The organism is Streptococcus sp. LYSM12 (genome assembly GCF_004569635.1).
GTDB lineage: Bacteria > Bacillota > Bacilli > Lactobacillales > Streptococcaceae > Streptococcus.
This window is the reverse complement of the sequence record NZ_SPOZ01000009.1, coordinates 61,903-82,484: the sequence shown is the minus strand read 5'-3', so window position 1 is coordinate 82,484 and position 20,582 is coordinate 61,903. Positions and strand designations below refer to the sequence as shown.

Here is a 20,582-nt window from a genome sequence, read left to right as displayed (position 1 = left end):
CAACTGAAGGATTTCACATTTTTCTTCTACTGATTTTGGACTTCTTTTAGACATACGAAAACTCCCCTTATAGTGTCTAGTGAATTTTTGTTTTTTCACTGTCTACTATAAGGGGAGTATATCAATAACTTGCTAGACGCTTTTCCAGATAAACTTGACCGAATGCATACAAGGTGCAAATCCCCCAGTAAATCAGAGCCACACAGATATAGACAGTCATATAGTCAGACTTTGCACCCCCAACAATCTTGGCCTTGTTAAACAGTTCTGGCACTGTAATCATGGCGGTTAGCGACGTACTTTTGACCATGTCTAATAAGACATTGCTGAGAGGTGGGACAGCGATCCGAAAAGCTTGAGGAATGATAATCTTCTGGTAAATAACCGACGTTTTCAAGCCAAGAGAACGCGCCGCCTCCCATTGTCCATCATCAATCGCAGAAAACGATGAACGGATAATTTCTGAAATATAGGCACTTGACATGAGGGTAAAGGCAATGATACTGGCACTAATCGCATCTAACTCTAAACCCATAAAGGGAAGTCCAAAGTAGATAAAAAAGAGCAACACCATGAGCGGAATCCCTCGCATCAGGGAAATATGGAGCATAGCCAGATAGCGAAAGGGAGCAAACCGCGATGTTCGCAAGAGGACTACAAAAAAGCCACAGACTGTCCCCAAGGTAAAACCAATTAGCGACAAGGCTAGCGTATACGGCAGGCCCTCCAAGATTTTTGGAACGGCCTCTCTTGCCAACTCTAGATTAAAAATTGCCTGCCAATTCATCCTATTCCTCCACCTAGAGAGTGGGATTCAATCAAGAGTTTAAACTCTTGATTATCCTCATTCCCTTATTCTTATGTTCGAATGAACAACAAGATACTAAACCGTAAAATAAACCAGCTCATAATGGCTACAGCACATTATTCCTATCACAAACTTTTACAGTTCGATACTGTTGCCCACCTCTTTAGCACGCCTTTTGCACTAGTCAACGATGTAAAAGCCAGAAATCGCCTATAAAAGAGAGCATAAGCTCAAGCACACTGCTTTGTTCTTCCTTGCTCTCATTCTTTCTATGTCCACATGCTAGCTATTTTACATCAGCTGTATCAATGACCGGTAGATTTTCTGTCCCTTTTTCAGGCTCTGTCAAGTCTTGTCCGGCATAATATTTTTCAGAAATTGCTTTTAAGGTGCCGTCTTCTTTCATTTCTTTGAGGACCTCATCCAACTTCTCTTTCAAGCTAGTGTCAGCTTTACTCATCACAATCCCTTGCTCAGTCGGATTATATTTAGCTGTTCCCATTTTAACCTTAATATCTGGGAATTGCTGCGTGATGTATTTAACTGCAATCACTTGTGTGTAATAATCATTGGGGATAAAATCCGTCCGTCCAGTTGATACGTCGCGCAGATAAACATCGTTTGTCACATTATCATAGATAACAGGCTCCGCACCCAATTTCTCAGCAATCTTCATGTACTGGGTTCCTGCACCACCACCAGCTTTTTTACCTTTCCAATCGCTCAAATCCGCCGCTTCAATACCAGATGAACCGTCCTCACGAACAATCATACCACCGATTGAATACTTGTAAGGAATAGAGAAATTGTACTTTTTAAGACGCTCCTTGGTCGTGTCAAAGTTGTTAACTGCAATGTCCACTTTTCCACTATCTACCGCAGTAAAGGCTTCTGCAACCCCAATTTCCTGATAATCCACCTTGATATCCAAGCGTTTGCCGATTTCATTAAGCATATCAATTTCATAGCCAATCAACTTATCAGCGTCATCATGATAGGAGGTTGGATAAAGGGTTCCTGGAGTAGCCACTCTCAAAGTACCGGCTTCCTTGATCCGTTCCCATTCTGTCTGATGAGCAGAAGAGCCTTTATTAGTATTACTAGAACAAGCTACCAACACAAGCGAAGACACCAGTAAAGCTGACGCAACTAATTTTTTCAACATAATAATCTCCTTTTTTCCATTTCATGACCTGCTATTATAAGGCTACAAAACACATACGGAAAGGGTATCATAAAGAAAGACTTTTATCAATTATTTGAACCGAAAATCTAAAGCCTTGCTCACGACCATGTTCCCAGCTGTTCAAGTTCTTCCGCCAAAGAGAAAAGAATATCCTCCCGCCCCTTGGCAGCTGTCAGCTGAACACCGATAGGTAAACCTTGCGCAGTCTGGTAAGTCGGCAGACTGATAGAGGGTTGCCCCGTCAGATTGGCCTGAGCAGTAAAAGGAGTCCAAGCTAAAGCTTTCTCAAACATCTGCCAAATAAGTTCCTGTTGCTCCTCCATGCTATAGTCATCCATATGTCCTAGTTTTTTTGATACATCCTTATCCAAATCAAATTGACCATGTTCGGGAGCAACCCCAGCTACTGTCGGAGTCAGCAAGACATCATACATCTCGTGAAACGCAGCCATTTTCGCGCTATAGCGATCCCAGTCCTGCAAAATCTGACTATAACGATAGGCAGGAATCGTTTGACCGCTCCTGTAAAGAGCCCAAGTCATCAACTCCATATCTTTTATCGTCATCTTACGTCCCAAACCAGCTTCAATCTCCGCAAACATCTGTGCCGTTTCCACACTATTCATCATGTAATAAGAAGAAAACAGCTCTCTTCCGTCTAGTGGGTATGTATTCAATTCCGTCACCTGATGCCCTTGCGCCTCTAAGATTGGTAAAAGCTGTAAAACAGCTGCTTGTGCCTCAATCGATACCTGCGTACCAATCGGTGACTGGACTAAAAAAGCAATCTTTAGCGATTTTTTGGAGGCATTAAATAAGCTAGCCCAAGATAACGGCCGTAAAGGAAAGGGCGCTTCCACTTGATAGGTCTGCAAATAATAAAGAAGTCGTTTCGTATCTCGGACGGATTTGGTCAACGCAAAATGCACAGATGCCCCCTGCCACCCCCGATACGAAGATGGTCCAACTGGTATCCGACCGCGGCTGGGCTTTAAGCCGATGAGACCATTAAAACTAGCAGGAATACGGATAGAGCCTCCTCCATCAGAAGCCCCTGCTAAGACCACCATACCAGACGATACAGCTGCTGCTGAACCGCCACTTGATCCACCTGCATTACGGGTCACATCTAGGGGGAGATTGACAAAACCATGTAAAGCACTATCTGAAATATTCTTAAAGCCAAATTCTGGTGTATTGGTCCGCCCCAGTACGATAAAACCTAGTTCTTCCATACGCTGCGTATACCTATCACTCTTTTGTGCCTTGTAATTAGCAAACAGACGAGAGCCCGAGGTTGATAGCACCCCCTCTTGTTCCTGCCCTAAATCTTTCAACAAAATCGGAACACCTGCAAAGGGTTTATCTCCTATTTCCAAATTTCTTGAACACTCCAGTGCTTGTTCATACTGGGTACTCACGACTGCATTAACAACTGGATTTAATGTTTCAATTCTAGCAATACTCGCTTTAACACATTCCTCAGCCGACACTGTTCGATTTTTAATAGCTTCTGCCATAGCCGTCGCGTCGTTGTACATAGCAACCCTCCATTTTTGAATTTCCTACTCATCAAAAATCAACATCTAATCTCCTTATCTCCTAACTTTCACCATTAATCCAGGTCAAATGTTCATTTTTATAGAGTATCAAAACTTCTATTTCCAATCCATTACTTCACTCAACACTGCTTGAATGCTGCCTATCGTTTTCTTTTTTCAACAGACAAACTCGCTTCTTTCAAGCATTCTTCGTAGCTTCTATGAGTCCAAACCTAGAAATAAAGGAGTGAGGATAATCGAGACCTTAACATCACGATTGAGCTCACTCCCTTTTTCCTATAAATCATCAAAGGCGTCCTTGACCTTATCGAAAAATCCTTTTTTCTGCGGTTGAACAGCGATATTCCCCGCTGCCGCAAATTCTTTCAAGGCTGCTTTTTGCTGGTCATTAAGATTGGTTGGTGTAACAACATTGATCGTCACGTACTGATCACCAACAACACCATTACGCAAACTTGGTGCACCTTTGCCTTTCAGGCGGAATTTCTTGCCCGTTTGCGTTCCTTCGGGAATCATTAAATCAACATCACCATGGACAGTCGGCACATGCACCGTATCACCCAAGGCTGCTTGAACGAAGTTTAGATTTAATTTGTAATAAATAGTCGTTCCCTCACGATCAAACTTATCCGAAGCCTGTACCTGAATCACTACAAAGAGATCTCCATAAGGACCACCATTAAATCCAGCTTCACCCTGACCTGATAGACGGATTTTTTGACCTGTTTCGACACCAGCTGGTACTTTGACAGTAACCGTATGAGCTTGTTTTTCATGACCTGTACCGTGGCAGATATGGCACGGTTCTTTGATTTCTTTTCCGCGACCATGACAGACATCACAGGTCACTTGACGGCGCATCATACCAAGCGGTGTCTGGGTATCAACATTGATCACTCCAGCACCATGACAACGACCACAGGTTACAGGACTGGTACCCGGTTTAGCACCAGAACCCGTACAGGTCCGGCAAGTCGTTTCACGATTGTAGCTGACTTCTTTCTCTACTCCAAAAATCGCTTCTTCAAACTTCAAATTGATACGGTATTGAAGATCGTCTCCTTGACGCGGTGCGTTTGAATTACGGCTTGCACCTCCTCCTCCAAAGAAGCTAGAAAAAATATCTTCAAAACCACCAAAACCTGCTCCATCAAAGCCACTAAAGCCTCCACCACCAAAACCACCTTGGGCGCCAGCGGCACCAAACTGATCATAGCTAGCTCGCTTTTGACTATCGCTAAGCGTTTCATAAGCCTCTTGAATGTCCTTGTACTTCTGTTCCGCACCAGCTTCTTTATTGATATCTGGATGGTACTTTTTGGACATTTTCCGATAAGCCTTTTTTATCTCGTCCTGGGATGCATCTTTTGAAACCCCAAGACGATCGTAAAATTCTGTATTGTTCATAATATAAAATGTTAAGCCCTTAAACAACTAGAAAAAAGATAGGAAATCTGACGAAGATGCTTGCATCTGGGAATGATTTACTTTTTCAAAGAGTTGTAGGCATACTCGATTCCTTTCTGTTAAAATATTAAACTACAAAACATAGCCAAGATAGAACTGTTGACGACGGACGTAAAAATAGGGAAGCGAAATAGATGTTCTTACAACCAATAAGCTCGCTGGCACTTTTTATACTGCTCGTAAGATATAGAAAATTTTCTTTTTATATCGTTATTCGAGAAGAAAGTTCACATCGCCAGAGTAGTGACTAGTTGAGTAATCCAATAGGAGTGCGATTGCTTATTTTTAAGTTTACACTCTACAAATCCTCTCGTATAGCCGTTTCGTTTATTTTTAGTACTAGACAACGAGTCGCGCAGGTAGTACCGGAGTACGGCAAGACGAGTGAACGAAGTAATAAAAATATAAACGAAATGACTATAACAGGCATTAACCTTTCTATCACTCACACTACGACAAGCATTATCAGTCCCTGTGCCATATTACCAAAAACAGAGGCTGAATGGCAACCTCTGTGATTGATTTTAATAAGTCACGAGATAAAAATTCTCCGAATTGCGTTACGATGCAAGGAAAGCGATTCGATAACCATCGCTTTTCAAGTAAAGACAGGCAGTTGTTCTACCTTTAGCTAGCTCAAAGGTAGGCTATCCCTTTGAAGACGGGAAATAGACGGTTGCAAGAGCAAATGACCACTCTTATACGTCTACCTTAAAATCAGGCAAACAAGATAGAATTCCTCGTGTTCATCGAACACGGCGTCACTCTCCTAGTTTTGCTGAAACTTTTTTAACGCTCTCATATCTTACATCAACTGAGTTCGAGCTAAGCACTGTGTGAAAAAGATAATCTTGCCTTGTGCCTAAGCACTGCGCCATGATTCCTATTTTCACGTGTGCTTTTAACGCTCTCTCATCTTACATCAACTGAGTTCCAGCTAAGCGCTGTGTGAAAAAGATAATCTTGCCTTGTGCCTAAGCACTACGTCATGATTCCTATTTTCACTGTATGCTTTTAACGCTCTCATATCTTACATCAACTGAGTTCCAGCTAAGCACTGTGTGAAAAAGATAATCTTGCCTTGTGCCTAAGCACTACGTCATGATTCCTATTTTCACTGTGTGCTTTTAACGCTCTCATATCTTATTTTTCTGTAAATTCTCCGTCTACTACGTCGTCGCCTGCTTGACCTGCATTGGCTGTACCCTCTGCATCTTGGGCTGCTTGTTGCGCTGCTGCAGCTTGTTCATACAATTTAATAGCTAGACCTTGCGCTTTTTCGTTCAAGTTTTCCAATTTTGCTTTCATGTCATCCAAATTGTTGGCTTCTTGAGCCGCTTTCAATTCGTCAAGTGCCGCTTGAGCTGCATCACGTTCAGCATCAAATCCTTTGCCTTCTGTTTCTTTAATTGTTTTTTCAGTTGCAAAGATTGCTTGGTCTACTTCGTTACGAAGATCAACTTCTTCTTTACGTTTTTTATCTGCTTCGGCATTAGCTTCTGCATCTTTCATCATGCGATCGATTTCTTCATCTGTCAATCCTGAATTTGATTGGATAACAATCGTTTGTTCTTTTTGGGTTCCAAGATCCTTAGCCTTAACAGATACGATACCGTTTTTATCAATGTCAAAGGTTACCTCGATTTGAGGAATTCCACGCGGTGCTGCTGGAATATCTGTTAATTGGAAACGACCCAATGTTTTATTGTCTGCAGCCATCGGACGCTCACCTTGCAGAACGTGGATATCTACCGCTGGTTGGTTATCTGCTGCTGTTGAAAAGACTTGTGATTTAGAAGTTGGAATAGTCGTATTGCGGTCGATAAGTTTCGTAAATACACCACCCATCGTTTCAATACCAAGTGATAATGGAGTCACATCAAGAAGAACTACGTCCTTAACATCACCAGAGATGACACCACCTTGGATAGCCGCCCCCATCGCTACTACTTCATCTGGGTTCACAGATTTATTTGGTTCTTTACCAGTTTCAGCTTTGACAGCTTCTACAACGGCTGGAATACGAGTTGAACCACCGACAAGAATGACTTCATCAATTTCTGAAACAGAAAGTCCTGCATCAGACAAGGCTCGGCGAACCGGATCTTTCGTACGCTCTACAAGATCACGTGTCAAATCATCAAATTTTGCACGAGTAAGGGTCATTTCCAAGTGAAGTGGTCCTGCTTCTCCTGCAGTAATGAATGGCAAGCTAATTTGAGTTGAGGTTACACCTGAAAGATCTTTCTTGGCTTTTTCAGCCGCATCTTTCAAACGTTGAACTGCCATTTTATCAGCTGACAAGTCAATGCCGTTTTCTTTCTTAAATTCAGCTACCATGTAGTCGATAATCTTTTGGTCAAAGTCATCTCCACCAAGCTTGTTATCACCAGCAGTTGCAAGAACGTCGAAGACACCATCACCCAATTCAAGGATAGATACGTCAAATGTTCCCCCACCAAGGTCAAATACCAAGATTTTTTCTTCTTTATCTGTCTTGTCAAGTCCGTAAGCAAGGGCTGCCGCTGTTGGCTCGTTAACGATACGTTCAACTTCAAGACCTGCAATTTTACCAGCATCTTTAGTCGCTTGACGTTGTGCATCATTAAAGTAAGCAGGTACAGTAATCACAGCCTTTGTTACTTTTTCACCAAGATATTCTTCTGCATAGCCTTTCAAATATTGAAGAATCATAGCAGAAATTTCCTGCGGAGTATATTCTTTTCCATTTGCAGCAACTTTTTCAGCCGTTCCCATTTTTGATTTGATAGAGATAATCGTATCTGGATTTGTCACCGCTTGACGTTTTGCTGCATCACCAACGATGATTTCACCATTTTTAAACGATACAACAGATGGGGTTGTACGATTTCCCTCTGGGTTTGCAATGATTTTACTTTCTGTTCCTTCAAGAACAGCTACCGCAGAATTTGTAGTTCCTAAGTCAATACCAATAATTTTGCTCATGTTTATTTCCTCTTTTACTCAAAATTTAGTTTTTACTATTTTAGCAACATTTTTATGTAGTTTCATGTCATCTCGGACAAAATATCTTATTCAATCTAGGTAGTTCACTACCTCAATACTATACTCTATTTCATCCAACTGTTTCAATTATGTATCCACAGTTGGTGACGAATATCTTTGAAACAGATTCCATGCAGGATTCTGCTGTTTGATATCTTTCAACAATAGATGAAACAGCTCTAAAAATCGCTCCAATCAGCCCTTTTTCTAATTATAAACGACCACCATAGCCGGGCGCAACACTCTCTCATGCAGTTTGTAACCCTTTTGGAAGACTTGTGCAATGGTATCAGCTGGATGTTCATCATCTGCCGGCATGGTTTGAATCGCCATGTGAAAGTTCGGATCAAATTTCTCGTCTGCTATAACTTCTTCAATTCCCTCATCTTTGAGCGCCTGAGTCAAGCTTTCTTGAACCATTTCAAGACCTTTTTTCACATCATCTGTCAATCCCTCCACCGCTAAGGCACGCTCTAAATTATCCAAAGACGGCAAAATTGCCTTAGCCAAATCTTGACTGCGATATTTCTGCAAAGTTTGGCGTTCTTCGCTACTGCGACGCTGAATATTTTGCATTTCCGCTACGGCACGCAGATACTTGTTTTCAAACTCTTCTGCACGTTCGTTCGCTAATTCTAGTTCTGACTTTTCTTGAGGCGTTTCTTCTTGAACAACTTCTTCTATCTCCTCCACTTCCTCAATTTGTTCTTCTTTTTTGATTTCTTCGGTCACACGAAACCTCCTTTATAACCTATTTAGAAATACCCTCTGCTTAACGTCTAACTGACCTCAAGCTAGCAATCTGTGATGTTTCCTAGTGCCTAGCACTGCGTCCAGTTACCTATTTTGCTATAGCTGTTGCAGGCTATGCCTGCTTTACAGCTATGGATGCCCTCTGGATACACTGTGTGCTTTTTACGCTCTCTCATCTTAATGAACCTCATAATGGTTACTGCTTAAATAACGATAAAAATCAGTCAGCTTCATCATTAGGACACGATTGACAAGGTTAATCAAACTCATCATCCGATTGTAGTCCACATTGATTGGTCCGATGACAGACAAGAGTCCAAATCCGCGATAGGGAATAAGGAACTTGGTCGTCACCACAGTCAAACTAGAAAGTGATTGTTCGCGACTATCAGCCACCTTAACACTTTGCATTTCATCTTCTGCTAAATTGCTCCGTAATTCAAGGGCTACCTTCTGCGGAAAATCAAAGAACTGATATGTTTGAATATCTGCAAAATCGAGCAAGCGAATCTTTCCAGCCGTTACAACATCCTCGGTAAAAAGGTCTGAGAAAATGTATTCAAATAAATGGAGAACATTATCTGTCGTAACGAAATACCGTTGGATAACTTGCGGAATCTCCGTTCGTAGCTTGTAATGAATATCTAGCACCGACTTTCCAAGCAGGCGCTCTTTCACCAGACCTCTGACCTCCATTAAATCGTCATAAAGAAAATTCTTAGGAATGGCAAACTGTCTGGTCAGCGTTTTCGACTCATCCAAGGTCATAACAGCTAGAGCTGCATGTTGACTGAGAATGACAATCTCAAAGGCTGTTAGCTTTTGCTGACTCGGCTCGACATCGAGTACAGCCACCGTACAGGCTGTCAAGTCAGACAAGACGAGGGCTGCCGTCTGAAAAATATCATCCAAACGGAAAAACTCACGGTCAAACCTTTTAACAACTTGATAGACATCTTCTTCCGCTAGACTATCAAAAGTCAAGGAATGCTCTACAAAGTATTTGAAACCTTCCACACTAGGCATTCGACCACTCGATGTATGTGCTTTCTCAAGCAACCCCTTTTTTTCAAGGACTGCCATATCATTTCGAATAGTAGCACTACTAGAAGCAATACTTTCTTGAAGGGCTTTCGATCCCACTGGCTCATGTGTTTTTGTAAAGATTTCAACGATTAAATTTAGAATTTCATGTTGGCGCTCTGTTACCAAAAACTCACCTCCAATCGGGATTCTCTCATTAGCACTCTGACTTTTCGAGTGCTAACTCATGATTCTATTATACACTGATTTACTAGATTGTCAAGGCAAAAAACCAAAAAATTAGCACTCTTACAAAAAGAGTGCTAAAAATCAGTCTGAAGACCTAGAGGACTGAAACAAGTGGAATAAGCGTCGTGAGATCCTCATTTTTATTCTCAACCGTTTTTGTGCTTTCCTAATTTCAGCAAGGGCTAAAAGAGCCCAATCTCCTTTATCCCTAGTCCGTATTTCTCCATTTCCATAAGTTATACAAGATAATTCCTATCAAGAAAGGGTGAATAAGGACAATAAGATTTATCACTATTTTAGAAACTGTCAAATGATCAAACTGCAACCGAGGCAGGTTCATCCAAAAATTGATACACAAGATAGGTAAAACTCCAATAGCAACTTGCTTACGCTTTTTACGTTTCATTTTAATCTCCCTTTCGCATAGCACTTTCTTAATCTATAAAATCCGATACCACAGTATATAAGGATAGTGGTATAAAGAATTTCCAACATAATCCATAAGGACAAAATCCAACCGTTCCTTTCTCCAGTATGAACGGCATTCCACAAGACAAGAAAACTCATCAGCAACAAGCATACAAAGCGCCACTTGAAAATGCGATCAATCATCTCTAGCTTGGTCTGGCTATCACTATAAATATCTGTTTCTTCTCCGTCTAGAATAGCCTTACGGAAACAAACAAAATGACTACAAACACCGACGTATTCCCAACCGTAATCTTTATATAGTTGATAATAGGTGTCCTTATCTTTCCCTAATCGTGGTCTAAAATCCAGACGATAGTTGACCTCTTCTGGACTGCATTTTTCAAAGATGAAAAGACAGGCAAAACGGATTTCCTTTAACTTCCAGCCCATGCTGTGCATGACAGTTAAGTATTCCTCTTCCTTTTCAAAGTCTGTAATGAAGAAGAATTTCAGTTCTTTTTTCATATCATCACTCCTGTTCAACTCTCTCACCTCGACTATTTCGATAAAGACGCGAAATCCGAATTTTCTCAATCTCTAAAATCTCTCGTCCCAATTCCGTTATCAGGTAGAGCTTGCGCTTTTCCTCCTCACGGACAAAGGTAATCAAGCCATCCTTTTCCATCTTAGAGAGGGTACCATACATGGTGCCTGGGCTAATCACAACCTGACCACCTGTCAAATCTTTGGTCTTTTGAGTGATGTCATAGCCATGCCGTTCTTCCTGTAAGGCAAACAAAATGTAAAATGCAGTCTCGGTCATCGGAAGATAGACCCGTCTTATTTTTTCTTCCATATCATTTCTCCTTGCAGTTCGATATATCGAACTTCGATATAAAAACTATAACGCACCTCGATGTATTTGTCAAGAAAAAACTGTATTCACAAGTAATACTTGATAAAATCAACACTTGACTAACTTTTATAGTCTTTTTGTTTGCTTTTAGTACTAGGCAACGAGCTGTAAGCTATGCTAGAGTACAGCAAAGCGAGTGAACGAGGTAATAAAAGATAAACGAAATGACAGTATAAAAGCTTGTCGACAAAACAAGCCACCTCTAAACTAAAAAGAAAATAGGACTAACGTTCAAGCAAATGAAAACCTAAAAGCAGACTACACTGGAGGGGTACGGCACGGTAATGCTCACTGGTTGAAGTAGAGGGGTGACAAATAATGAGTTACAAGTTCTAAAAAGGAGCGAGAAAGTCCTGAGACTTTCTCGCTCCTTTTTCAAAACTAGGCAGTTTATATGTCACTCTTGTTTTGTCATTTAGCTATTCTTCTTGAGAAGCTCTGCCCCTACGTGGCGATAGGACATGTCCCCAACTGCCTCAATGCTAAATCGACCATCTTCATAGTTCAAAACAGTGACTGAGCCATTGTCTAGCATTAAGTTGGTTGGACGGTCTGGTGCCAGTAAGTTGACCAAGGTCGCAATCGTCATGCCGTGACTGACGACCAAGGCATTGCCACCACCTTGCTTTTCAAGGTCTTTAGCAATGCTTCCAAAACCATTCAAAATACGGTCTTGCAAAACCTCCCAAGGCTCAGACCAATTAGCCGAATCAGCTTCATGCACACCATTTGCAATCTCTTCAAAGGTCATCGTACCCGCATCAACAATGCCACTAATACGCGGTAGCACTCCGCTAAACAGTTCTGCATCGTACATTCCTTCAAAACTCCCAAAACACCATTCGCGAATCCGCTTGTCTTGGTAGTAAGGAATTGTGCCTAAAATTCCTAGTTCTCTTTGAGCAATGGTAATAGTCTGAACAGTCCGTCCCAAATCGCTTGATACAGCAAGTTTAAATTCTAACCCTGCTTCTTTCAAACCAAGACCTAGCTCACGAATGCCCTCTTCACCGATTTTTGTTAAAGGAGTATCGCACCATCCTTGAATACGACCAATCGTATTGAACATGGTCTTTCCGTGGCGGGCAATGTATAATCTTGTTTCTACCATTCTCGTTTTTCCTCGCTTTCTTCATTTCTATTATATCAAAAAACGACTGCCTAAGACAATCGTTTCCTACTTCTCTCACACGCTAAATGCACGAAAGGAATATGTTTGAAGCTCTATTTATGAACCGAGCTGTTTGTAAGAAGTATTTTATAGAAAAACCGAACCTAAAATATCTACGTTTTAAGAATAACGACGATTAAAATTCCAGAAACGATGTTTCACTCTAAAACGTCATGCCCTTTCCTTGATTCTCTAATTCTTAAAACTGTGAATTGGCGCCGGAATTTGTCCACCACGTGCAATAAAGTCAGCAGATGATGCTTGGTTGACTTTCATGACAGGAGCTGTTCCGAGTAGCCCGCCAAATTCAATCATGTCTCCCTCTTTTCCTTTCGGAATAATTCGTACGGCAGTAGTTTTCTGATTAATAACCCCGATTGCCGCCTCGTCTGCAATCATGGCCGCAATGGTCTCTGCTGGGGTTGTCTCTGGAATAGCAATCATGTCTAATCCCACCGAACAAATGGCCGTCATTGCTTCTAATTTTTCCAAGTTAAGCGAACCTGACTGAACTGCTGCAATCATCCCCTCGTCCTCCGACACAGGAATGAAAGCTCCTGATAGACCACCAACTTGATTACAAGCCATAACACCGCCTTTTTTGACCTGGTCATTTAAAAGAGCAAGAGCAGCTGTTGTACCATGCGTTCCAACCATTTCAAGTCCCATTTCCTCCAGAACCCGCGCTACCGAATCACCAACAGCAGGGGTTGGAGCCAGGCTCAAGTCAACGATTCCGAACCTAACACCGAGTCGTTCACTCGCCATTTGACCGACTAATTGGCCGATACGCGTAATCTTAAAGGCTGTTTTTTTAACCGTTTCAGCGACCACATCAAAGCTCTCTCCGCGCACTTTTTCAAGAGCCCGTTTGACTACACCAGGACCTGATACACCAACATTGATAACGACATCTGCTTCACCAACTCCGTGAAAAGCCCCTGCCATAAAAGGATTGTCCTCAACCGCATTGGCAAAGACGACTAGTTTAGCAGCTCCCATTTCAGACAGTTCAGCTGTTTCCTTGATAATCCGTCCCATATCACGAACGGCGGTCATATTAATACCCGTCTTGGTTGAGCCAATATTGACCGAAGAACAGACCTTATCTGTCTCAGCAAGAGCCCTAGGAATAGAGTTGATTAAAATCTCATCACCTTTTTGATAGCCTTTTTGCACCAAGGCAGAGAAACCACCGATGAAATCAACTCCTATTTCTTTTGCGGCACGATCAAGCGCCTTAGCAAGGGGCAGATAGTCTGTGGCATCAGTTGCCGCTCCAATCAAAGAAATCGGGGTCACACTGACCCGCTTGTTGACAATGGGAATTCCCAACTCAGCTGCAATCTCATCACCGACTGCAACCAAATGACGCGCCTTAGTTGTGACTTTTTGATAAATCTTCTCAGCTGCACAATCAATATCCGTATCAATACAATCAAGGAGCGAGATCCCCATGGTAATGGTCCGGATATCGAAATTCTGCTCCTCAATCATAGCAATGGTCTCTGTAACTTGTCTAATATCCATATGCTACCTCTTAAATGTTGTACATAGCTTCAAAAATTGCTGCACTTTGAATGTTAATCTTAACATTCAAGCGCTCACCAAAAGCATCAAATTCCTGTCGCAAGGCTGTAAAATCCTGTTTTTCATCGCTTGATACCACTGCCATCATGGTAAAGAATTCATCTAAGACAGTCTGCGAAATGTCATCTATATTGAGTCCTAAGTCTGCAATCTTAGCAGACACTCCTGCTACAATTCCTGTTTTATCTTTTCCTACAACCGTAATAATCGCTTTCATGCATCAATCCTCACAATTTATTTTTCTTATTGTAGCACAAAGCCTCCATTCCTGTATAGCCTAATGAATTATTCTTTTACCAATGGGAAGTAAAAACCTAACGTTTTCGGGAAGATGAAGAAAAAGAAATGAAAACCTGTATTTTTCTTGAAGTATGAATGTAGTAAAAGGAGAATAAACCCATTCATTTCAAACACCCTGTTAATATGGAATGTAACTCCTTTGAAAATAGTACAAGTTTTATTTGAAGCTAATTAAGCGAAGTATTCCATTTTAAAGGAGGTAGATATCTCTAAGACTTTGATGCCCACTCTTTAATATCTGCGAGATACTGCGCGTATAAACTCGTAAGTAGCGGCTAAGATTGAACCTTTTCGCTTCGAGAACTCTGCTCTACATTACAATGGATTAACAATCGTATCCATACCCAAGCAAAGGCTTTAACCTTTGAAGTTTATCAGGGAAGAATTTGAAAAAATCCCTCTTTGAGAATTTTCTCCAATCTTTTTCTTATTCATTCTCAACAAAAAAACTCCTCGAAATAGCCTGAACGCAGCGATTCCAAGAGCTTAATAACTATTGCTATTTTTAAACACTTCCACTATCTTAGAAGCTATCTATGTTCAACTAATACGCTAACTAGAATTAGAATATTCAGCTACTAACATGTTACAAAGCCTCCATTCCTCCCACTAGATTTAGCGAAGCAGCTCCACTAGATTACCTAGCTTTCCAATTTTCATGCCCGGGCTAAACTAATCCACTGGATTACCTAGCTTTCTAATTTTCATGCTCGGGCTAAACTAATCCACTGGATTACCTAGCTTTCTAATTTTCATGCTTGGGCTAAACTAATCCACTGGATTACCTAGCTTTCTAATTTTTATGCTCGGGCTAAACTAATCCACTGGATTAGTTTAGTCCCCTAACACTGCTAGACACGTCAATCCATTTATACTATAAAATGTTATGATCCTAATAGGTTTGTTTCCGTTTCTATATCTTCTTAGCAGACAGCCTTTGTTTTATAGCGTTTATAGAGGCTTCTCAGGAAGAGCCAGCGAAAGGCATTGTCTAGAAGTGTACCGAGCCAGATACCTGATAATCCCAATCCTAAGGGCATACTAAGCAAGTAGCCTAGCCCAATCCGAATCACCCACATGCCAATGGTCGTTGCATAAAAAGGAAGTTTCCCATTACCCAATCCTTGCCAAACAGCAGTATAGATAACGGTTCCTACTGTAAACGGTACTCCCAAAAGCGAGAAGAGGATAACCAGGAGGCTAGCAGCCATTGCTCTCTCATCATGTGTATAAAGATGCGTCAAAGGTCTTCCAAAGACAGCTACCAAGAGAGCAACTAGCAACATCAAGCCAAACGCCAACCAGTAGGTTTTACGCACAATCTGATCAATCTCATCACTATTTTTTTGCCCCAAACGATGCGCTACCAAAAGAACTGTCGCAGTCGCAATTCCAAAGACTGGCATGTAGTTAAATTGGGTCAGAACCTCTCCAATAGCATTTCCAGCGACTGCTTCAGTCCCAAAACCAACTACGAGAGCAAGCAGGACCACATCACCTACTCGCATCATCAGTCGTTCACCCGCAACAGGCAAGGATAAGCGAAGCAGATTTTTATCCATACCCCAACTTGGATTAGCAAACGGTATAGAAAGAGATTGCCACAAGACCACGACTCCCACCAAGCGAGCCAAGACTGTCCCCAGCGCCACTCCGATGATTCCCCAATGCAGACTAAAGATAAAGAAGCTCGAAAAAACTGCATTGAGAAGATTGGTCAAGAAACTCACGTACATAGGGAGACGAGGGTTACCTGTTGTCCTTACCAAAGCTCCAAGACTGGTCATCAATCCTAAAAGAACAATCGTTCCACCTACGATGGCTAGAAAGAGACCTCCCGTTTCTGCCACAGCAAGTTCAGTCCCTAGCGCACACAGTATGTATTGCCCAGAAAACAAAGAAACGACACCCAAAACAAGACTTAAAAACAAGGTTATCTTGAGTGCCTCTGTTGCATGATAGGCTTGCAACTCCTTGTCCCCAGCTCCCATGCTGCGAGCCAAAATACTGGAAATTGCCGCTCCCAAAGCGATAAAAACCGCTTGGTATACTGTGATGATATTTCCAGCGACGGATACGCCTGAAATAGCCACCAAACCAAGACTTGCTACCAAGTAGCTATCCACCACCCCCATGAACATCTGTAAAAAATTTTCTGCCATAGCAGGCAGGGCAATTTGCATTATTTTTCTATAGTCTACCATATCATAAAAAGAGTGGGCTCAATCGTAACCTTGCAGAAATTGCTGACTTCACTCTGTTATCATCTTTCAAATTTTATTTAGTGTTGGGTCACCGCTGTTTCAGCTTTAGCTGATGAAAGACGTGGACCCCTTTAGGGATAATCATCATACTTTCTAGTTTTGCTGTAGGCGCTGTAAACTTATTTACGGATATAAAAGAAACTATCCAGTGGATAGTTTCCTAAACACTGGAAATCTTCCGGGAACACTTTAAGTTTTTAACAGAACTGGGGATCTTGATGTAACCGAACACAACCTACAAGCTATGTAAAAAAGAGACGAAGCCGTTACAAAACTTATTTGCTTACGGATACGGCTCCCTTTAGGGGGACGAAGCCGTTGCAAAACTTATTTGCTTACGGATGCGGCTCCCTTTAGGGGGACGAAGCCGTTGCAAAACTTATTTGCTTACGGATGCGGCTCCCTTTAGGGGGACGAAGCCGTTACAAAACTTATTTGCTTACGGATGCGGCTCCCTTTAGGGGGACGAAGCCGTTGCAAAACTTATTTGCTTACGGATGCGGCTCCCTTTAGGGGGACGAAGCCGTTGCAAATGTTATTTGCTCAAAAGGTATCGCATACCTTTGGAGGCGGGAAATAGACGGCTACAAAGCAAGCGCTCCCTGTACTTCCTCGTCCAGTTTCCTAATGTTACCATAGCGGTTGCAGGCTGTGCCTGCTTTACAGATACGGAAGAAACTATCCAGCGGAGAGTTTCTTAGGCACGGGGTACATTCGCTTTTAAACGCCCTTTGTATCTAGTACTTTCTCTCAGTCCTAGACGCCTAGGTAGCGCTCAACTTCTGCCTGCATATCGCTAGCAGCAACGACTGTCGTGTGACGGACAGGAGCTGTACTCAAACCGTCTACTGCTGGCGGAAGCTCCACACCTGAAAGAACCTGTAATGTTTCAAGCGCCTCAAAATCGCTCAAATCTGTCTTACCTGTCACTGCTTCAACTGCAACAACTGGAAATTTATACGGACTAGCTGTTGACGCAATGACGGTTTTTGCTGTATCGTTTGTCTCTGCTAGGTATTTTTGGTACACACTAGATGCAACTGCTGTATGTGGATCCTCAATATATGAAGAGTTATCATAGACCCGTTTAATTTCTTGAGCCGTTTCTTCTTCGGTCGCACATTCTGCTGCAAACAAGTCCAAGATGCCTTCCTCAACTGGTTGCAATTCATACTGACCATCCCTTGCTAAGGCCGTCATCAACTCAGCTGTTTTCGCCGCGTCATTTCCCAAAATATGGAAAATCAACCGCTCCAAGTTTGAAGATACAAGAATATCCATAGAAGGGCTGGTTGTCACCTTAAAGACTCGTTTCCTATCATACACTTTCGTCTTGAAGAAGTCTGTTAAAACGTTGTTTTCATTCGAAGCACAAATCAATTTCCCAACAGGCAAGCCAATCTGCTTAGCGTAAAAGGCTGCTAGGATATTTCCAAAATTCCCTGCTGGTACCGTGAAGTTAATCTTGTCACCAGCTGCAATCTCGCCGTCTTTCACCAACTGTGCATAAGCATAAACATAGTAGACAATCTGCGGTACAAGACGGCCGATATTCATCGAATTAGCAGATGAAAACTGCATCTTCCTGTTCTCTAATTTGGCACGCAAGGCTTCATCATTAAACATCTCCTTAACATTGGTTTGAGCATCGTCAAAATTCCCATCAATGGCAACTACATGAGTATTATCCCCTGTCTGGGTAGTCATTTGCAATTCCTGAACCTTGCTGACCCCGTCTTTCGGATAAAAGACGATAATTTCTGTTCCAGAAACATCCGCAAAACCAGCCATAGCTGCCTTTCCAGTATCTCCAGAAGTCGCGGTCAAAATGATGATTTTATTGTCTAAACCATGTTTTTTAGCTGCTGTTGTCATTAAGTAAGGCAAGATAGACAAAGCCATATCCTTAAAAGCTATCGTTGAGCCGTGGAACAACTCCAAATTGTACTGACCATCTAGCTTAACCAAAGGAGCAATGCGCTCATCGTCAAACTTACTATCATAGGCATTAGTAATACAATAATCCAACTCTTCAGCTGTGAAATCATCTAGGAAAGCTCCTAAAATTAGCTTGGCCACTTCCTGATAGGACAGGTCTTTCAAAGAGTCAAAGTCCAGAGCTAGATCGGGATAGGTCAGAGGTGTGAAAAGTCCACCATCTGTTGCTAATCCTTGTAAAATTGCTTGACTTGCTGTTACTTTATTGTTCGCATCGCGGGTCGATTGGTATACTAGTGTCATTCTTTATCCTCAACATCTTTTTTTCCATTTTATCATAATTTGTCAGAAAATTGAAAGAATATAAAAGAAAAACCAGACAAATATCCGGCTTTCCATAGATGTTCTTGATGTGTTAATAGAAGTATAGTCTGTTAGTTTGCTTTTAGTACTAGGCAACGAGCTGCAGGCTGTACTGGAGTACGGCAAAGCGAGTGAACCAAGGAATAAAAGGCAAACGAAACACCTATAAAAAATAGTTGCGATGTGGAACACAACCAAACAAACTATTTTCTAAACGCAAAGCAATCGTCTTGCTTTTTGAATTTTTAGGGGATACCCCAATCCTCCTGAACAGTGCTTCTTACTTTTTCTTGTCTTACAAAGACAAGTTGTTCCGTCACAAGGAAAAGTCTGCGACCGCTAAGTCCAGAATGTCTGAACGCAAGACTTCAAAAGCTCTGTCTTGTCGTTCCTCAATTTTTAATAGGCAATGAGGGGTTTCTTCTCACTAACTCTTCTGAAAAATCAGCAACTATTCTTCTCTCTCGTCAGATAAAATACCTTATTTTCGGTATAAGTTTCGTTTTCGCTTCTATATCACCATAATGCTTGGTTATTTAATCGCCGGAATTTAATAGTATAGCCGTTTCGTTTATTTTTAGTATAGTCTTTTAGTACTAGGCAACGAGCTGCAGGCTGTACTAGAGTACGGCAAAGCGAGGTAACGAAGGAATAAAAGATAAACGAAATGACTATACTAGGCAACGAGTCGCAGGTAGTACTGGAGTACAGCAAGACGAGTGAACGAAAGAATAAAAAATAGAAACGAAATGACTATAATGTAAAGCGAGTGGGAAAGAACTCGACAGGCCAAAAAAAGAGTTGGGTTTTCCTTATTTCCTAAATTCTAGCTTCGGGCTGAAACGGTCTATTCCCAGACCGTTTCACTCCCACCCCAACGGCAGGATAGCCATTGAAGCAATCAACCACTACGTCAAGGTAATTCGGTTCATAAAGTTAGAAAGCTGGGACTTTTCGCCCAGCCTCTCGTTTTATATAGTCTTATTAGTTTACTTTTAGTACTAGGCAACGAGCTGCAGGCTGTACTGGAGTACGGCAAAGCGAGGTAACGAAGGAATAAAAGATAAACGAAATGACTATACCATCATTTTGCTTAGTCACTATTTAAATGGCAACTATTTTTTGTTGTTAGGCATTTTTATCAGAACCTCCTTAGAAAGCAACAGGAACTTCCAAGAGCGTACAGAGCGATTTATGCTATGAAAGCTTCTGACAAGTATAAACTATTGAGGTTACGATTTTTTAGCTGAGTTTATGTATGATAGTAGCTTAGTCGTACTCACTAAATAGCGATAGATGAGACTTTATACCAAGAAACTTTATCAAGCTTGTTTTGGATCTCCCCTCTATTTGCTCTACTATTTTTAGACCAGGAATACAATATCCACTAGACCTTGTGTTGACTTGTCAATCTATTTTACAACTGTCTTTTCATCTAGTCCTACAGTGCTTCTACAGCACCCACTGATCCAAAAGATTTCATTTCCATACTTATCGTTTAAACGAACACGCTGTTCAACATTCATCAAGACACTCTTGCTTTTACGGACTTGG

The 20,582-nt window shown here is 41.6% G+C and carries 15 protein-coding genes; all 15 read right to left on the bottom strand.

Annotated elements, in window-relative coordinates; translation table 11 throughout:
* Positions 1-121: 121 nt before the first annotated feature.
* Positions 122-787 carry an amino acid ABC transporter permease gene (locus tag E4T79_RS04385; protein ID WP_135028085.1) on the bottom strand — a complete coding sequence of 222 codons (666 nt, stop codon included), beginning with the start codon at positions 785-787 and terminating at the stop codon, positions 122-124.
* A 307-nt stretch (positions 788-1,094) separates the two neighbouring features.
* Positions 1,095-1,973, bottom strand: a complete 879-nt coding sequence (locus E4T79_RS04380) for a transporter substrate-binding domain-containing protein (RefSeq protein WP_135028083.1) — start codon at positions 1,971-1,973, stop codon at positions 1,095-1,097.
* Between the two features lie 119 nt (positions 1,974-2,092).
* Positions 2,093-3,535: an amidase gene (locus E4T79_RS04375; protein ID WP_135028081.1), complete on the bottom strand. Its 1,443-nt coding sequence runs from the start codon at positions 3,533-3,535 to the stop codon at positions 2,093-2,095.
* Positions 3,536-3,832: 297 nt separating this feature from the next.
* Positions 3,833-4,963 carry a molecular chaperone DnaJ gene (gene dnaJ / locus E4T79_RS04370; protein WP_135028079.1) on the bottom strand — a complete coding sequence of 377 codons (1,131 nt, stop codon included), beginning with the start codon at positions 4,961-4,963 and terminating at the stop codon, positions 3,833-3,835.
* A 1,203-nt stretch (positions 4,964-6,166) separates the two neighbouring features.
* Positions 6,167-7,990, bottom strand: a complete 1,824-nt coding sequence (gene dnaK, locus E4T79_RS04365; RefSeq protein ID WP_135028077.1) for a molecular chaperone DnaK — start codon at positions 7,988-7,990, stop codon at positions 6,167-6,169.
* Positions 7,991-8,257: 267 nt separating this feature from the next.
* Positions 8,258-8,782, bottom strand: a complete 525-nt coding sequence (grpE, locus tag E4T79_RS04360) for a nucleotide exchange factor GrpE (protein ID WP_135028075.1) — start codon at positions 8,780-8,782, stop codon at positions 8,258-8,260.
* Positions 8,783-8,980: 198 nt separating this feature from the next.
* Positions 8,981-10,015 carry a heat-inducible transcriptional repressor HrcA gene (gene hrcA / locus E4T79_RS04355; protein WP_135028073.1) on the bottom strand — a complete coding sequence of 345 codons (1,035 nt, stop codon included), beginning with the start codon at positions 10,013-10,015 and terminating at the stop codon, positions 8,981-8,983.
* Between the two features lie 268 nt (positions 10,016-10,283).
* Positions 10,284-10,481: a hypothetical protein gene (locus E4T79_RS04350; protein ID WP_135028071.1), complete on the bottom strand. Its 198-nt coding sequence runs from the start codon at positions 10,479-10,481 to the stop codon at positions 10,284-10,286.
* Positions 10,478-11,011, bottom strand: coding sequence for a DUF2812 domain-containing protein (locus E4T79_RS04345; RefSeq protein WP_135028069.1), 534 nt, complete (start codon positions 11,009-11,011; stop codon positions 10,478-10,480). Before E4T79_RS04345 ends, E4T79_RS04350 begins: the two co-directional genes overlap by 4 nt.
* 4 nt (positions 11,012-11,015) lie before the next feature.
* Positions 11,016-11,342: a PadR family transcriptional regulator gene (locus tag E4T79_RS04340; RefSeq protein ID WP_135028066.1), complete on the bottom strand. Its 327-nt coding sequence runs from the start codon at positions 11,340-11,342 to the stop codon at positions 11,016-11,018.
* A gap of 475 nt (positions 11,343-11,817) precedes the next feature.
* On the bottom strand, positions 11,818-12,513 hold the full coding sequence (locus E4T79_RS04335; RefSeq protein ID WP_135028064.1) for a histidine phosphatase family protein: 696 nt from the start codon (positions 12,511-12,513) through the stop codon (positions 11,818-11,820).
* Between the two features lie 252 nt (positions 12,514-12,765).
* Positions 12,766-14,103 carry a PFL family protein gene (locus tag E4T79_RS04330; RefSeq protein ID WP_135028062.1) on the bottom strand — a complete coding sequence of 446 codons (1,338 nt, stop codon included), beginning with the start codon at positions 14,101-14,103 and terminating at the stop codon, positions 12,766-12,768.
* 10 nt (positions 14,104-14,113) lie between these two features.
* Positions 14,114-14,380, bottom strand: coding sequence for an ACT domain-containing protein (locus E4T79_RS04325; protein ID WP_135028060.1), 267 nt, complete (start codon positions 14,378-14,380; stop codon positions 14,114-14,116).
* Between the two features lie 1,006 nt (positions 14,381-15,386).
* Complete coding sequence (locus E4T79_RS04320; protein ID WP_135028058.1) at positions 15,387-16,667, bottom strand: MATE family efflux transporter; 1,281 nt, start codon at positions 16,665-16,667, stop codon at positions 15,387-15,389.
* A gap of 816 nt (positions 16,668-17,483) precedes the next feature.
* Positions 17,484-18,968, bottom strand: a complete 1,485-nt coding sequence (gene thrC, locus E4T79_RS04315; RefSeq protein WP_135028056.1) for a threonine synthase — start codon at positions 18,966-18,968, stop codon at positions 17,484-17,486.
* Between the last annotated feature and the right edge of the window lie 1,614 nt (positions 18,969-20,582).

What these genes read in the sequence shown, in the direction of transcription:
- E4T79_RS04350 (WP_135028071.1), bottom strand. Translation starts at nt 10,481, where the DNA reads ATGAAACGTAAAAAGCGTAAGCAAGTTGCTATTGGAGTTTTACCTATC.
- dnaK (WP_135028077.1), bottom strand. Translation starts at nt 7,990, where the DNA reads ATGAGCAAAATTATTGGTATTGACTTAGGAACTACAAATTCTGCGGTA.
- E4T79_RS04320 (WP_135028058.1), bottom strand. Translation starts at nt 16,667, where the DNA reads ATGGTAGACTATAGAAAAATAATGCAAATTGCCCTGCCTGCTATGGCA.
- dnaJ (WP_135028079.1), bottom strand. Translation starts at nt 4,963, where the DNA reads ATGAACAATACAGAATTTTACGATCGTCTTGGGGTTTCAAAAGATGCA.
- E4T79_RS04380 (WP_135028083.1), bottom strand. Translation starts at nt 1,973, where the DNA reads ATGTTGAAAAAATTAGTTGCGTCAGCTTTACTGGTGTCTTCGCTTGTG.
- E4T79_RS04335 (WP_135028064.1), bottom strand. Translation starts at nt 12,513, where the DNA reads ATGGTAGAAACAAGATTATACATTGCCCGCCACGGAAAGACCATGTTC.
- E4T79_RS04330 (WP_135028062.1), bottom strand. Translation starts at nt 14,103, where the DNA reads ATGGATATTAGACAAGTTACAGAGACCATTGCTATGATTGAGGAGCAG.
- E4T79_RS04375 (WP_135028081.1), bottom strand. Translation starts at nt 3,535, where the DNA reads ATGTACAACGACGCGACGGCTATGGCAGAAGCTATTAAAAATCGAACA.
- E4T79_RS04345 (WP_135028069.1), bottom strand. Translation starts at nt 11,011, where the DNA reads ATGAAAAAAGAACTGAAATTCTTCTTCATTACAGACTTTGAAAAGGAA.
- E4T79_RS04325 (WP_135028060.1), bottom strand. Translation starts at nt 14,380, where the DNA reads ATGAAAGCGATTATTACGGTTGTAGGAAAAGATAAAACAGGAATTGTA.
- thrC (WP_135028056.1), bottom strand. Translation starts at nt 18,968, where the DNA reads ATGACACTAGTATACCAATCGACCCGCGATGCGAACAATAAAGTAACA.
- E4T79_RS04340 (WP_135028066.1), bottom strand. Translation starts at nt 11,342, where the DNA reads ATGGAAGAAAAAATAAGACGGGTCTATCTTCCGATGACCGAGACTGCA.
- E4T79_RS04385 (WP_135028085.1), bottom strand. Translation starts at nt 787, where the DNA reads ATGAATTGGCAGGCAATTTTTAATCTAGAGTTGGCAAGAGAGGCCGTT.